This is a genomic window from Streptomyces sp. NPDC093510, from assembly GCF_040683555.1.
GTDB lineage: Bacteria > Actinomycetota > Actinomycetes > Streptomycetales > Streptomycetaceae > Streptomyces.
On sequence record NZ_JBFBEE010000008.1, the window covers coordinates 79406 to 93867 of the forward strand.

Annotated in this window: 14 protein-coding genes; 5 read left to right on the forward strand and 9 right to left on the reverse strand. The window is 72.2% G+C overall.

Annotated elements, in window-relative coordinates; all coding sequences use genetic code 11:
• Positions 1-8: 8 nt before the first annotated feature.
• A complete protein-coding gene (locus AB0N81_RS14660; RefSeq protein WP_365358424.1) occupies positions 9-695 on the forward strand; it encodes a gamma-glutamyl-gamma-aminobutyrate hydrolase family protein in 687 nt (228 codons plus the stop codon).
• On the opposite strand, the gene AB0N81_RS14665 is transcribed toward AB0N81_RS14660, so the two are convergent.
• From AB0N81_RS14665 to AB0N81_RS14675, 3 genes are all read right to left on the reverse strand, one after another.
• A complete protein-coding gene (locus AB0N81_RS14665; protein WP_365358178.1) occupies positions 664-1632 on the reverse strand; it encodes an aminoglycoside phosphotransferase family protein in 969 nt (322 codons plus the stop codon). The two genes, AB0N81_RS14660 and AB0N81_RS14665, sit on opposite strands and share 32 nt — an antisense overlap.
• Before the next feature lie 79 nt (positions 1633-1711).
• Positions 1712-2155 carry a DNA-binding protein gene (locus tag AB0N81_RS14670; RefSeq protein WP_365358179.1) on the reverse strand — a complete coding sequence of 148 codons (444 nt, stop codon included), beginning with the start codon at positions 2153-2155 and terminating at the stop codon, positions 1712-1714.
• A gap of 73 nt (positions 2156-2228) precedes the next feature.
• Positions 2229-3203 carry a LysR family transcriptional regulator gene (locus tag AB0N81_RS14675; protein ID WP_365358426.1) on the reverse strand — a complete coding sequence of 325 codons (975 nt, stop codon included), beginning with the start codon at positions 3201-3203 and terminating at the stop codon, positions 2229-2231.
• 76 nt (positions 3204-3279) lie between these two features.
• On the opposite strand from AB0N81_RS14675, the gene AB0N81_RS14680 reads away from it, so the two are divergent.
• The gene (locus AB0N81_RS14680; protein WP_365358180.1) at positions 3280-4428 is read left to right on the forward strand and encodes a TDT family transporter; all 1149 of its coding nucleotides are present in this window, start codon (positions 3280-3282) and stop codon (positions 4426-4428) included.
• Here the strand turns inward: AB0N81_RS14680 and AB0N81_RS14685 are convergent.
• The 5 genes from AB0N81_RS14685 to AB0N81_RS14705 all read right to left on the reverse strand — a co-directional run bounded on the left by AB0N81_RS14685 (position 4397) and on the right by AB0N81_RS14705 (position 10656).
• Entirely contained in the window at positions 4397-5116 is a 720-nt protein-coding gene (locus tag AB0N81_RS14685) for a helical backbone metal receptor (RefSeq protein WP_365358428.1), read from the reverse strand. The two genes, AB0N81_RS14680 and AB0N81_RS14685, sit on opposite strands and share 32 nt — an antisense overlap.
• Before the next feature lie 22 nt (positions 5117-5138).
• The gene (locus tag AB0N81_RS14690) at positions 5139-5714 is read right to left on the reverse strand and encodes a cupin domain-containing protein (RefSeq protein ID WP_365358181.1); all 576 of its coding nucleotides are present in this window, start codon (positions 5712-5714) and stop codon (positions 5139-5141) included.
• A 125-nt stretch (positions 5715-5839) separates the two neighbouring features.
• Positions 5840-6835 (reverse strand): hypothetical protein, encoded by a 996-nt coding sequence (locus AB0N81_RS14695; protein WP_365358182.1) that lies wholly within the window; start codon positions 6833-6835, stop codon positions 5840-5842.
• Between the two features lie 148 nt (positions 6836-6983).
• Positions 6984-9593, reverse strand: coding sequence for an ABC transporter permease/substrate binding protein (locus AB0N81_RS14700; protein WP_365358183.1), 2610 nt, complete (start codon positions 9591-9593; stop codon positions 6984-6986).
• Entirely contained in the window at positions 9586-10656 is a 1071-nt protein-coding gene (locus AB0N81_RS14705; RefSeq protein ID WP_365358184.1) for a glycine betaine/L-proline ABC transporter ATP-binding protein, read from the reverse strand. Before AB0N81_RS14705 ends, AB0N81_RS14700 begins: the two co-directional genes overlap by 8 nt.
• 203 nt (positions 10657-10859) lie before the next feature.
• Here AB0N81_RS14705 and AB0N81_RS14710 point away from each other — a divergent pair, with 203 nt between their 5' ends.
• Both AB0N81_RS14710 and AB0N81_RS14715 read left to right on the forward strand, forming a co-directional pair.
• Entirely contained in the window at positions 10860-11837 is a 978-nt protein-coding gene (locus AB0N81_RS14710; protein ID WP_365358185.1) for a 5'-3' exonuclease, read from the forward strand.
• Positions 11838-11888: 51 nt separating this feature from the next.
• Positions 11889-12725: a siderophore-interacting protein gene (locus tag AB0N81_RS14715; protein WP_365358186.1), complete on the forward strand. Its 837-nt coding sequence runs from the start codon at positions 11889-11891 to the stop codon at positions 12723-12725.
• Positions 12726-12740: 15 nt separating this feature from the next.
• Here the strand turns inward: AB0N81_RS14715 and AB0N81_RS14720 are convergent, their stop codons facing one another.
• Entirely contained in the window at positions 12741-13340 is a 600-nt protein-coding gene (locus AB0N81_RS14720; RefSeq protein ID WP_365358187.1) for a GNAT family N-acetyltransferase, read from the reverse strand.
• Between the two features lie 176 nt (positions 13341-13516).
• On the opposite strand from AB0N81_RS14720, the gene AB0N81_RS14725 reads away from it, so the two are divergent.
• Positions 13517-14461 (forward strand): RluA family pseudouridine synthase, encoded by a 945-nt coding sequence (locus AB0N81_RS14725; protein WP_365358188.1) that lies wholly within the window; start codon positions 13517-13519, stop codon positions 14459-14461.
• The last annotated feature ends 1 nt before the right edge of the window (position 14462 follow it).

Below are 14462 nucleotides of genomic sequence, written 5' to 3' on the forward strand. Positions count from 1 at the left end.
AGAGCGCAGTGAGCGGCAGGCCGCTGATCGGGGTCAGCACCTACCTGGAACCCAAGGTGAGCTGGGGCGTGTGGCAGCTGCCCGCGGCCCTGCTGCCCGCCGGATATCCGCGTCTCGTGCAGGCGGCGGGCGGCATCGCCGCGATGCTGCCGCCCGACGACCCGTCGTACGCGGAGTCCGTCGTCGCCCGGCTCGACGGCGTGGTCGTCGCGGGCGGCCCGGACGTGGAGCCCGGACGGTACGGGGCGGTGCGCGAGGAGCGCACCGGGCCGCCCGCCCCGGAGCGTGACGCCTGGGAACTCGCCCTGATCGAGGCCGCGTTGGCGTCAGGCACACCGTTGCTCGGCATCTGCCGGGGCATGCAGCTCATGAACGTGGCGCTCGGCGGGACACTGATCCAGCACATGGACGGGCACGCGGAGACGGTGGGCGTGTTCGGCACGCACCCGGTGAAGCCGGTCCCCGGCACGCTCTACGCGTCGATCGTGCCGGACGCGTCGACGGACGTACCGGCCTACCACCACCAGGCGGTGGACCGCCTGGGCAGGGGCCTCGTGGTGTCGGCGTACGCGGAGGACGGCACCGTCGAAGCCGTCGAGCTCCCCCATCCCGCCTGGGCGCTCGGCGTGCAGTGGCATCCGGAGATGGGTGAGGACACGCGCGTCATGGCAGCGCTGGTCCGAGCCGCGTCCTGAGCCAGTCCAGGGCGGCCGCGCCCTGGGCGGCCTGGAAGGCGCGCAGGGTCGGCAGGCCGGGCGGATCGGGCAGCAGGGAGTGTTGTACGAAGAATCCGGCGAGGCCCGCCAGCGCCGCGGTCACCGCCTTCGGGTCGGCGCCCCGGCCCACCCGCTGGGCGGTGAACACCTCCTCCGGGTCGGGGCCGCCCTGCGCCCGCACGCACGGCAGCATGACGAGCAGGTCGAACCAGGGCGCGGCGCGCACGGCGTGCGGCCAGTCGACGAAGACGACCCGGCCACCGTCGGACGTGAACAGCATGTTGTCGGCGCGCAGGTCGGCGTGGGCGAGGGTGTCGCCCACGACGGACGCGGCCGAGGGCGCGGCGAGTTCGGCGAGGCCGGACAGATGGCGCCGGGCCCACGGGTCGAGCCTGTCGTCGCTCTCCGCGCCCTGCTCGACGAGCCGTTCCCATCCCCGGAACATGCCCGCCACGGCTTCGCCGGCGGAGGGAGCGGCGACGGGCGAGGGCGTCAGGTCCCGCGAGAGGGCGTCCACCGCGTCCAGGACGCGCTCGAACTCCTCGGCGCGCCACGGCACATGGGGCTGCCTCCCGTCGACGTCCTCGAAGGCGAGCGCGACCCAGGTCCCGTCGTCGTAGGTGGCGAGGAGCCGGGGCGCGGGCACGGACTCGGGCAGGGCGGCGGAGTGCCTGGCCTCGGCGCGGTGCAGCGCGGGGCTGCCCGGGTTGGCCTCGGAGCTGACGGCCTTCACGAACGCCCGCCGTCCGTCGTCGAGCCGCACCCGGGCGGCGGCGCCCGGCGAGAACCCGCCGCGTTGCGTCACCGCCTCGGCCACGGGTGCGCCGAGCGCGTCCGCCAGCCCGTCCCGTACGTGCGGGGGGAGTTGCCACCAGGGGGTGCGGACGCCGGTCGCCGGGGGTGCGGTGGGGTTCATGCCACCCATGGTGGGCGGGACCCCGGGTCGGCTGCCAGGGAATTTCCATGCCACCGGGTGCCGCCCGGTCCGCCGGGGGCTACTCCGCCTCGCCCGCCGTCCGCGACGCCAGCCGCTCGTACCGCTGCCGGGCGGCCTGCGGGGTGCCGAGCCCGAGGCCGAAAGCGATCTCCGGCCAGGTCATGCCGCGGCCGCGCGCCATCTGGAGGAGGCCGGTCTCCAGCTCGTCCAGCTCGCCCCTGACCAGCGGCAGGAGGGTGAGGGCCGCCGTGATGTCGGCGTGGTCCACCTCGGGCTCGCCGTCGACGGGCTTCGCGGCGCCGCTGAGCAGGAACGACACGAGCCGCACGGCTTCGTGCGGGCCGAGGACGGCAGGGTGCACCTGGCGCCTGCGCTGCTCGTCGTCGGCGGCGTGCCGCTCGGCGACCCGCATCAGCGACGCGTACACGCGCTGGGCGCGGGCCTGTTCGGGGTGCGGGGGCGTGAACGGGTCGACGGTCTCGGGCTGTTCAGGATGCGACATGCGTCCAGCATGGGCCGACACACACCGTGTAGTCAACGGTTCATTGTGAACACTCTGTTTGCACCCCTGCGGCTCAAGACCGTCGGCCCCCCGCCCCCGCTCCGCTCCGCGTCAACGCCAGCAGGTCCCGTGCCGGCCCCGCAGGCCGGTGCCCCGTCGGCCAGACCGCCCGCAGCTCCCTGCGGAGCCGGACCTCCGCCAGCGGGATCTCCACCAGGCGCCGGGCCGCCAGCTCCTCACCCACCGCGAGTTCGCTCAGGACCGAAGGGCCCGCGCCGCTGACCGCCGAGGCCTTCACCGCCGTCGTGGACGACAGCTCGATCAGCGGGCGGGCGAGGCCGCCGAGCGCCGCGTCGAGGACCTGCCGGGTGCCCGAACCCTCCTCGCGCAGGATCAGCGGCGTCGCCGCGAGCTCCGCCGCCGCGAGCGGTTTCCTGCGCCGCGCCCACGGGTGCCCCGGCGCGGTCACGACGACCAGCCGGTCGTGCGCGATGACCACCTCGTCGAGCCCGCCCGGCACGGTGAGCCCCTCGACGAAGCCGAGGTCCGCCTCGCCCGCCAGCAGCCGGGACGCGACGGCCGCGGAGTTGCCCGCGAGCAGGGACACCGCCGTGTCCGGCCGCTGGGTCCGCAGGGCGATCAGCCAGCCCGGCAGCAGATACTCGGCGATCGTCATGCTGGCCGCGACCCGCAGCCGTGAGTCCCGCCGGACGCGCAGCGCCTGCGCCCCCGCGTCGAACGCCTCCGCCGCCTCCACGATCCGGCCCGCCCAGTCGGTGACCAGGGCACCCGCGTCCGTGAGGCGCGAACCGCGCGGCGACCGGTCGACGAGGGCGACGCCGAGCTGCCGCTCCATGGCGCGCACCCGGCTGCTCGCCGCGGGCTGTGTGATGCCCAGCTCCCGCGCGGCCCGCCCGAGGCTGCCGAGCCGTGCCACGGCGAGCAGCAGCTGAAGCGCGCCGAGGTCGGGCACGCGGTGCGCGAGCGCCGCGTCGGGGGCACTCGGGCCGGGAGAAGACCCGGGGGACTCGGGATACTCGGGGGACATACTCATAAAGCCAGCTTATGTCCCCATAGAAGGGCGCTCTCTGGTGGCGGACTCCACCCTGCACGACCGTGGACTCATGGTCACCACCGCTCACCCCGCCGCCCCCGCAGGCGCCTCCCCCGCCGCCTCCGCAAGCGCCCCCACCGCCACCGGCACCCGCGTCCTGGCCGTCCGTCACCTCGGGCCGAACTGGTACGCGTCCGTCATGGGCACCGCCGTCGTCGCCAACGCCGGCGCGACACTGCCGTACGGGTTCCCGGGGCTGCGCACGGGCTGCACGGTGGTGTGGGCGCTGTCGTCCGTGATGCTCGCCGTCCTGCTCACCGCCCGTGCCGTGCACTGGATCCACCACCGCGACCAGGCCCGCGCCCACCTCCTCGACGCGACCGTGGCCCCCTTCTACGGCTGTCTGTCGATGGCGCTGCTCGCCGTCGGCGGCGGCACCCTGATCGTCGGCGAGGACTGGATCGGCACGGGCGCGGCCGTCGCGATCGACACCGTGCTGTTCACCGCGGGCACCGCCATCGGGCTCGCGGCGGCCGTCGCCATCCCGTACCTGATGGTGGTCCGGCACCGCATCGCCGCCGACCATGCCTCGCCGGTGTGGCTGCTGCCCGTGGTGGCCCCGATGGTCTCGGCGGCCGTCGGCCCCCTGCTCATCCCCCACCTGCCCGCGGGCCAGGCCCAGCAGACCATGCTGTACGCCTGCTTCGCAATGTTCGGCTTGAGCCTGCTCGCCACCCTGGTGATGCTGCCGCTGATCTTCGCCCGCCTGGTGACCGCGGGTCCGCTGCCCCTCGCGCTCACGCCCACCCTGTTCCTGGTCCTCGGCCCGCTGGGCCAGTCGACGACCGCGACCAACAAGTTCGCCGACTTCGCACCGGGCATCGTCCCCGCCGCCCTCGACCGCGGCTTCCTCGCCTTCGCCGTGCTCTACGGAGTGCCCGTGATGGGCTTCGCCCTGATGTGGCTGGCACTCGCCGGCGCCATGGTGGTGCGCGCCCGGCGCCGCGGCATGGGCTTCGCGATGACCTGGTGGGCGTTCACCTTCCCCGTCGGCACCTGCGTGACCGGCGCGAAGGGCCTCGGCGAGCACACCGGCCTCGCGGTCTTCGACTGGCTCGCGGCCGCCCTCTTCGCCTTCCTCGTGACCGCCGTGGCGGTGGCCCTGACCCACACCCTGCGCGGCATCGTCAGCGGACGGCTGCTCGCAGCGCCGCGCTGAGCACCGCCGGTGCCTCGGCCAACGACGGCCCGTACCAGGTGAGGTGGCGGCCGCTGACCAGCGCGGTCGGTGTGCCCGGCGGGAACGCCTCGGGGCCGTCGTCGCGCGTGAAGCGGTACGGCTCGTCGGGCAGGACCACCACGTCCAGGTCCGCTGCCCGCAGTTCCTCGATCGGTACGCGGGGGTACCGCTCGGCGTGACCGGCGTACGCGTTGTCGACGCCCAGGCGCGCGAGCAGGTCGGCCGCGAACGTGTCGCTGCCGAGGACCATCCATGGCCGCCGCCAGATCGGGACCGCCGCCCGCAGCCGGGCCGAGGGGCACGGCAGGGCCGCCCACGCCTCCTCCGCCTCCTCCAGCCACCGCGGCCGCCCCGCCCCGCACGCCGCCAGGACCCGTGTCAGCTCCCGGAAGGCCTGGTCCAGCGTCCGCACCTCCGTCACAAGAACCTCGACGCCCGCCGCGCGCAGCGCCGCCAGGTCGGGGGCGCGGTTCTCCTCCTCGTTGGCGACGACCAGGTCGGGGGCGAGGGCGACGACGCGGGGCACGTCGGGGTTCTTGGTGCCGCCCACCCGCCGTACGTCGAGGTCCGCCGGATGGCTGCACCAGTCGGTCGCCCCGACCAGCGCGCCCGGCACGGTGACGGCGATCGCCTCGGTCAGCGACGGCACGAGCGAGACGACCCGCAGCGGGCCGCGCGCGAGCGGCACGTCAGCGCCCCCTGTCGTCCACCGCTTCGATGTGGTCCCCCACGGCGACCACCAGGACCCGGGTGTCCGGCACGGTGGCCCGCCAGCGGTGGCGCACGCCGCCCGTGAGGAACAGGGTGTCGCCGCGTCCCAGGCGGTAGGCCCGGCCCTCGGCCTCCATCTCCACGGCGCCCTCGACGACGTACATCAGCTCGTCGTTGCGGTGCTGGAACTCGCGGCCCTCGTCGTGGTCCCCGATGAACTCCAGGGCGTGCAGCTGGTGGTGGCCGCGCGCCAGTTCGCGTACGCGGGCGTCGGGGGTGGAGCCGTCCAGGTCCGTGTCGTCGTCGGCGCGCACCACCTCGACGGTGCGGGCCGGGTCGGCGGCGGCGAGGAGCTCCACGTCGGTGGTGCACAGCGCGTCGGCGACCCGCTGCAGGGACCGCGAGCTGGGGCGGGCGCGCTCGTTCTCGATCTGGCTGAGGAACGGCACGGAGAGTCCGCTGCGCTCGGCGACGACGGCGAGGGTGAGCTCCAGCTGGCGGCGGCGCCGCCGCACGGCAGAGCCCACCCGGAGGGTCTCCTTGTGCTCGTCCATCGCCTCGGCTCCCTTCAGCGCATCGGCCGCTCGCAACCCTGAGGGGTTTTCTGCACCCTACGCATGTTCGCCAAACGGTTTCGCCCCGTTGCCCGGACCGGCCCCCACAGCTTGTGCCGATGGAGCTACAGCTCGTGCCAGTAGAGCAGTTGTCCGGCCTCCCCGGGAGCGGAACCCTCAGCCGGTACGAACAGGCTGACGAGCAGGGCGGGACGGCCCCGCGGGTCGGTGAGGAGGGTGGCCGACGGGTTGGCGAAGGCGCGGCTGCCGCCGTGCGTGCGGATGTCGAGGCGGTCCGCACGGCCACTCGGGGGGTCGTACGCGTAGGTGCCCCAGCTGCCGAAGTCGCCGCGCCGTCCCTGGCCCTCGACGAGCACCACGCGCTGCCCGCCGAGTTCCAGGGTCGCCCGGTCGCCGATGTTGCCGCCGTTGCCCCTGGCGCGCACGGCGCGGTCCATGCGCCGGTCGGGTTCGGCGTGCCAGTGGCGGAAGCCGGTGAGGGTGGCGCGCAGCTGGCGGTCGGTGTCGCAGCCCGCCCGGTAGTGGCCGGTGAGGTGGATCGTGGCGCCGCGCACCGCGGTGATGCCGGGGGTTCCCTCGGCGCAGCGCGAGAGGGTCAGCGGCGCGTCGAAGGTGCGTCGGGCGCGCCCGTCGAGCAGTGCCGTGAGGTTCTCGTAGGCCCGGACGGCGATGTGGTTGCGCGGGTCCTTCTCGTACGCGAGGACGTAGCCCCCTCGTCCGTCGTGCGCGAGCGCGGCCTGGTGCGTGCCGGGGCCGAAGTCGTGGCGGCGCTGCCAGTGGCGCAGGTCGGTGGAGGTGGCGACGGCGGCGTGGAAGCGGCCGTCGGGCAGGAGCGTGTGGTAGACGGCGAGGTAGCGGCCGTCCGGGGCCTGCTCGATCTGGGCGGCGTCCATGGTGCGGCCGGTGTGGTCCCGCGCGTCGTAGCGGTGTCCGTCGGCCGCGGTCACGTCCTCGGCGAGTGCGGCGAGGCGTGCGGTGCCGGCGGAGGCGGGTCCTGCGTCGGCCCGCGCGAGCTGTGCGACGAGCAGGGCGGCGGCGAGGGCCAGTGTGGCGGCGGCGAGGAAGAGCGCCGTCCTCGGCTGCCTCGCGGTCACGGTCACGGGCGGGGTCTCACGGGCTGGATCTCACGTTCAGGCGTTCGAGATGGGCTCGGTCGAGGTTAAGGAGTCGGCGGCCCCGCCGGAACGCCGGAAGGGGTGGGCTTCGCCACAAGGCGAGGCCCACCCCCAGGAGTGCGGCGGCGTGCGACTACTTCACAGCCGTCATCTTCTCCTCGAAGCCCGGGTTCTTCTTCAGCCAGGCGTCGACGGCCTTGGGCTCGTTGTTCTTGCCCGCCTTGTTGATCTCGTTCTCCAGAGAGGCCAGTTCCTTCTCGCTCATCTTGAAGTTCTTGAGCCACTTCGTGAGCTGCGGGTACTGGTCAGGGAAGTCCTTGCTGGAGAGCGTGCGGATCGTGTTGCCCTTGCCGAAGCCGCCCTTGGGGTCCTTCAGCTTGGTCAGGTCGTACTCGCTGTACGCCCAGTGCGGCGACCAGAGCAGAACCGCGATCGGCTCCTTCTTCGCGTACGCGGTCTTCAGCTCGGAGAGCATCGCGGGGGTCGAGCCCGCGGCGATCTCGTACTCGTCCTCCAGGCCGTAGCCCGGCAGGACCTTGTCCTTGAGGGCCTGCATCACGCCGGTGCCCGGCTCGATACCGATGATCTTGCCCTTGAACTTGTCGCCCTTGCCCTTGAGGTCGGCGAGCGACTTCACATCCTTGACGTAGGACGGGACGGCGACTTCGAGGGAGGTCGGGCTGTACCAGGAACCGAGGTCCTTGAGGTCGGCCTTGTTCTTCTCCCAGTACGTCTTCTGCGCGGTGGGCAGCCAGGCGTCCAGGTTCAGGTCGATGTCGCCCTGCGCGAGACCGGTGTAGGCCGGGCCGACGTCCGCCGGGGTCAGCTCCATCTTGTAGCCGCGCTTCTCCAGGACGCGCTTCCACAGGTTGGTGACGGCGACGTTCTCGTCCCAGGCGAAGTACGCGGCCTTCAGCGGGCGCTTCTTCTCCTCGCCGCCGGTGTTCTCCGGCAGCGGAGCGATCTTGTCGACGACCTTCGGGTTCTTCTTCAGCCAGGCGCGCACGGCGTCCTGCTGCTTGCCCTTGCCGGCCTTGTTGATCTCCGCTTCAAGACTGGTGAGCTGCTTCTCGTCCATCTTGAAGTTCTTGAGCCACTTGGCGACCTGCGGGTTCTCCTTCGAGAAGCCCTGCCGCGCCAGCGAGTGCACACCGTCGCCCTTGCCCCAGGCGCCCTTCGGGTCCTTGAGCTTCTTCAGGTCGAAGTCGTTGTACGCCCAGTGCGGCGACCAGAGCGGAACGACGATCGGCTCCTTCTTCGCGTACGCCGCCTTCAGCTCGGACAGCATCGCGGTGGTGGAGCCGTCGACGACCTTGTACTCCTTGTCGAGGCCGTACTCCTTGAGGATCTTGCTCTTCAGGAGCTGCATCTCACCGGCGCTCGGCTCGATGCCGGTGATCTTGCCGTCGAACGTGCCGCCCTTGCCCTTGAGGTCCGCGAGCGAGTTCACGTCCTTCATGTACGCGGGGACGGCCAGCTCCAGGGACGTCTGGTCGTACCAGGCGCCGAGGTTCTCCAGCTTGTCGCCGTACTTCTTCATGTACGTGGCGTGCGTCGTCGGCAGCCACGCGTCGGTCTGGAAGTCGACGTCGCCCTGGGCGAGCGAGGTGTAGAGCGGCCCCGCGTCGAGGAGGCTGGCGTTCACCTTGAAGCCGCGCTGCTCCAGGACCTCCTTCCAGAGGAAGGTGGAGGCGATGCCCTCGTCCCAGTTGATGTAGCCGATGTTGATTTCCTTGCCCTGGCCGACATTGTCGGAGTCGGCCACGGGCTCGGACTTGGTGCCGCCGAAGATGCCCATGCCGCCCGCGACGAGCGCGAGGACGACGACACCGACCATCGCGACGACGGGCCGGGGGCGGTAGTTCCAGATGTTCAGACCCTGTGCGGCCCGCAGCTTGGCGAACGCGCGCCGGCCGAGCGGCGAGACCTGGCCGCCCAGGCCGCTGGTGACGCGGTCCAGGTAGATGGCGAGGATCACGATGGAGACGCCCGCCTCCGCGCCGAGCCCGACGTCGAGCTGGCCGATGGCCGCGTTCACGTCCGCGCCGAGGCCCGGGGTGCCGACCATGCCGGTCAGGGCCGCCATGGAGAGGCCGAGCATGATGACCTGGTTGACACCGGCCATGATCGTCGGCAGGGCCAGCGGCAGCTGGACGCGGAACAGGGTGTTGCGGGGCGTGGTGCCGAACGCGTCGGCGGCCTCGACCAGCTCCTTGTCGACCTGGCGGATGCCGAGCTCGGTCATGCGCACGCCGGGGGCGAGCGCGAAGACGATCGTGGCGACGATGCCCGCGGGGGCGCCCATCCGGAAGAACAGCAGCGCCGGGATGAGGTAGATCATCGCGGGCAGCGTCTGCATGAAGTCCAGGACGGGCCTGACTATGCCGCTGACCGTCTTGGAGCGCGCCGCCCAGATGCCCACGGGCACGGCGATGACCAGCGCCACGAACGTCGAGACGAGCACCAGGGCCAGCGTCATCATCGCGTTGTCCCACAGCTCCAGGGACACGATGAACGCGAAGCCCACGAAGGAGAGGACACCGCCGAGCAGGCCGCGCAGCCAGAACGCGATGACGGCGAGGATGCCCGCCATCAGCAGCGGCTCGGGGCCGGAGAGGACGTCGTAGACGCCGTCCCACATGTTCTGGAACAGGGTCTTGATGAAATCGAACAGCCAGTCCATATGGGTTCTGAGCCATTCGACCGAGTCGTTGACCCAGTCGCCGAAGGGAATCCTAGGCACCGCTGACCACCTTCTTGCTCTCCTGCGGCTCATCCGCGGAGTCCATCGGCTCGCCGAGCACGGCGAGCAGCCTGGCCCGCGGCACGACGCCGACGAGCTCGCCGTCGCCGTCGGTCACGGCGACCGGCACCTCGCTCGTGGAGCAGGGCGTGAACAGCTCGATGATCGGGGTGTCCGCGGTGACCGTCGCGGGGGCGTCGGCCCGTACGAAGTCCTTGTCGGGGTCGGCCATGATCGCGCCCGCCGTGAGCACGCGGGAGCGGTCGACGTCCTGCGTGAACGCGGCCACGTAGTCGTTGGCCGGGGTGACGAGGATGTCCTCGGCGTTGCCGATCTGGACGATGCGGCCGTCGCGCATGACGGCGATCTGGTCGCCCAGGCGCATGGCCTCGTTGAGGTCGTGGGTGATGAAGACGATGGTCTTCTTCAGCCGCTTCTGGAGCACCAGGAGCTGGTCCTGCATGTCGCGGCGGATCAGCGGGTCGAGCGCGCTGAACGACTCGTCCATGAGGAGCAGGTCGGCGTCGGTGGCGAGCGCGCGGGCCAGGCCCACGCGCTGCTGCATGCCGCCGGACAGCTCGTCGGGCCAGGACTTCTCCCAGCCCTTGAGGCCCGCGAGCTCCAGCGCCTCGGTGGCGCGCCTCTCGCGCTCGGCGCGCGGGATGCCCTGCACCTCGAGGCCGTAGCCGGCGTTCTCCAGAACGCTGCGGTGCGGGAAGAGCGCGAAGTGCTGGAAGACCATGCTGATCTTCTTGGAGCGCACCTCCCGCATTTCCTTGGCGCTCAGCTCGGTCAGGTCCTGACCGTCGAAGCGCACGTGACCGGCCGTCGGCTCCGACAGTCCGTTGAGCATGCGCAGCAACGTGGACTTGCCGGATCCGGAGAGACCCATGACGACGAAGATCTGGCCCGGCTCGACCTCGAAGGAGGCGTCGATGACGGCAGCGGTGGTGCCGTCGGCGCGCAGCTCCTCTCGGTCGGCTCCGTGGCGGATTTTCTCCACCGCGTCATCGGGTCGTCTGCCGAACACTTTGTACAAGTGCTCGGCCTGCAGCCTGGACACATACACCTCTCGGGTTGAACCAAGACGGCCCGCCTCCCCCGCCGGCGGGCCGTGGAGCGACGCGGCGTCTGCCCGCTTACCGAACGAAAAAGTTGAACCTTCGACCGGGTTCGCTCCGGGTGCGCCCCTGCCCCGACTTATCCGAAGCAAACCCGAGAGTGGCCCAGCTCACATCCGTTGCGTACTCGGCACGGTGGGGCGCGATGCGCAACGCGGCCGCGCTGTCGGTGCCGTGCGGCATGATGCGCGATGTGACTCAGCGAACTCGACGGCTCATGCTTCTCGACACGGCCTCCCTCTACTTCCGGGCCTATTTCGGGGTCCCCGACTCCGTGAAGGCGCCGGACGGCACCCCGGTCAACGCCGTGCGCGGACTGCTCGACTTCATCACCCGCCTCGTCCAGGACCACCGTCCTGACGACCTCGTCGCGTGCATGGACGCGGACTGGCGCCCGCACTGGCGGGTCGAACTCATCCCCTCCTACAAGGCGCATCGCGTCGCCGAGGAGGTCCCGCAGGGCGCGGACGCCGAGGAGATCCCGGACACGCTCTCGCCGCAGGTGCCGGTCATCGAGGCCGTCCTCGACGCGCTCGGCATCGCCCGCGTCGGCGTCGAGGCGTACGAGGCGGACGACGTGATCGGCACCTTCGCGGCCCGCGCCACCGGCCCGGTGGACATCGTCACCGGCGACCGCGACCTCTACCAACTGGTGGACGACGAGCGCGGCATCCGCGTCCTCTATCCCCTGAAGGGCGTCGGCACCCTCCAGACGACGGACGAGGCGTGGCTGCGCGAGAAGTACGGCGTGGACGGCCCCGGCTATGTCGACCTGGCCCTGCTCCGCGGCGATCCCAGCGACGGCCTGCCCGGCGTGCCCGGCATCGGCGAGAAGACGGCGGCCAAGCTCCTGGACGCCTTCGGGGACCTGGCCGGGATCATGGCCGCCGTCGACGACCCGAAGTCGAAGCTCACCCCGTCGCAGCGCAGGCGGCTCGACGAGTCCAGGGCGTACGTGGCGGTCGCGCCGAAGGTCGTGCGGGTCGCGGGCGACGTACCCCTGCCGGATGTCGACACCGCCCTGCCGCGCGAGCCGCGCGATCCCGCCGCCCTCGACGACCTCGCGGCCAGGTGGGGCCTGGGCGGTTCGCTGCAGCGGCTGCTCTCCACCCTGCACACATGAGGTGTAGCTTAGGTAAGCCTAAGCAATTTTTGATCAGGGGAGATCGTCGCCATGGCAGAACGTCCGGCACGCAAAGCACCGAAGACCCATGTCGCGCGGGTCGTGCGCACGGAGCGGCTGACCCCGCACATGCAGCGCGTGGTCGTCGGCGGCGCTGGACTCGCCGAGTTCGCGGCCGGCGAGTGCACCGATCACTACGTGAAGCTGCTCTTCGACGCCGAGGGCGTCACCTACCCCGAGCCCTTCGACATGCAGCGCATCCGCGAGGAGTTCCCGCGCGAGCAGTGGCCGGTGACGCGGACGTACACGGTGCGCTGGTGGGACCCCGAGGCCCGCGAGCTGGCCCTCGACTTCGTGATCCACGGCGACGAGGGTCTCGCCGGACCGTGGGCGCGCGACGCCGAGGCGGGCGCCACGGTGCGCTTCCTCGGCCCCGGCGGGGGCTATGCCCCGGACGCGGACGCCGACTGGCATCTGCTCGCCGGTGACGAGAGCGCCCTGCCCGCCATCGCCGCCGCGGCCGAGGCGCTGCCCGAAGGCGCCGTCGCCCACGTCTTCATCGAGGTCGAGGGCCCGGCGGAGGAGCAGAAGATCGCGACGGACGCGGAGATCGTCTGGCTGCACCGCGGCGAGCGCCCGGTCGGCGAGCTCCTGGTCGAGACCGTCCGCTCACTGGAGTTCCCCGAGGGCGTCCCGCACGCGTTCGTGCACGGCGAGGCCGGCTTCGTGAAGGAGCTCCGCCGCTATCTGCGCGTGGAGCGCGAGATCCCCCGCGAGCGCCTGTCCATCTCCGGCTACTGGCGCCTCGGGCACAACGAGGACGGCTGGCAGGCCTCCAAGCGGGAGTGGAACGCGCAGGTGGAGTCGGAGCAGGAGCGGGCGTCGTAGCACCCGCTCCCTGCGTCACGCCGGCGCGGCGGGCCCGTCGCCCCTGACGCGCGCGTGCAGGTGCATGTCGTGCCAGCCGTCCTCGTGCAGCAGCGCGCTGCGTTTGGTGCCCTCCACGGCGAAGCCGGTCTTCAGGGCGACACGGCAGGACGGTTCGTTGGCCGTCGAGTGGCTCAACTCCAGGCGGTGCAGGCCGACTTCCTCGAACGCCCACTCCGTGAGCGCGGTGACGGCGCGCGGGGCGACACCCCGGCCGCGCGCCGACGGCATGGTCCAGTACGCGACTTCCGCCTGGCCGTCACCGAGCACGATGTAGCGCAGCGCGACCCGGCCGACGACCTGGTCGGTGCCGGCGTCGGCGATCGCCCAGTAGGCGTCGCGCTCGTCCGCCCATGCCTTGCGCCAGCCCTCCATCCAGCCGCGCACCTCGCTCTCGGAGTCGGCCACGCGGGCGTGCCAGCGCTGGATCACGGGGTCCTGGAACGCCTCGTACACGGCGGGCGCGTCCGCGGCCGCCCAGGGGCGCAGGACCAGGCCGCCCGCGGCGGACAGCGTGGGCTGCGCGCGGCGCGCGAGAGTGCCGGCCGCGACGATGTCAGAGATCTTGAAGGGCATGGGCGCATCGTGCCAGCGGCGCACGGGCGGCGGCAGTGGTTTTCCGGGGCGCACATGGGTTCTTGCACCCCGCGCCCGCGCGCCCCGCACACCGTCCGACCCCAGCGGCCCGCGAACGCTCCCACCACCACCGACGGCAGCCCGTGCCCTGCGGCGCCCCGTACGCTGACCCCCTGATGACACGCAAGCCCCGCATCCCGCCCGCCCCGCTCCCCCAGCGCGACGGCGTCGACCCCGCCCGCGTCAGGCTGCCGCTCGACGGGGCGTGGTCCACCGTGCGCGACCACCTGGTGGAACGGCTCGCGGCCGGTCCTGGCGTCATCGACGCGATGCTGCGGGACGGCAGGATCGTCGGCGCGGACGGCACGCCGGTGACCCCCGACGCGCCCTACATGCCGGGCGCCTTCGTCTGGTTCCACCGCGATCTCCGCCCGGAGGTCACCGTGCCGTTCACCCTCGACGTCGTCCACCGCGACGAGCACATCGTCGTCGTGGACAAGCCGCACTTCCTCGCGACGATGCCGCGCGGCGGCCACGTCACCCAGACCGCGCTCGCCCGGCTGCGCAAGGAGCTCGGCATCCCGACGCTCGGCGCCGCACACCGCCTGGACCGGCTGACCGCCGGGCTTCTGCTGTTCACCGTGCGGCCAAAGGAACGCGGCGCGTACCAGACGCTGTTCAGCGATCGCCGCGTACAGAAGGAGTACGAGGCGGTGGCGCCGTACGACCCCGACGTACCGCTCCCGCGGACGGTACGCAGTCACATCGTGAAGGAGCGCGGAATCATCGCGGCGTACGAGGTGGCGGGCGCCGAGCCGAACAGCGAGAGCCTGATCGAACTCGTCGGGACCCGCGACGGCCTCGGCCGCTACCGCCTCACCCCGCACACCGGCCGCACCCACCAACTCCGCGTCCACATGAACGCGTTGGGCCTGCCGATCCTCGGCGACCCGGTCTACCCGGTGGTGACCGGGCCCGTGGCGCCGGACGACTTCCGGCGGCCGCTGCAACTCCTGGCGCGCGTCCTGGAGTTCACGGACCCGGTCACGGGCGTCGCGCACCGCTTCGTCAGCCGCCGGACGCTGGGCGCCTGGGCGGCGTACGACACCTGGGCGCGGTAGC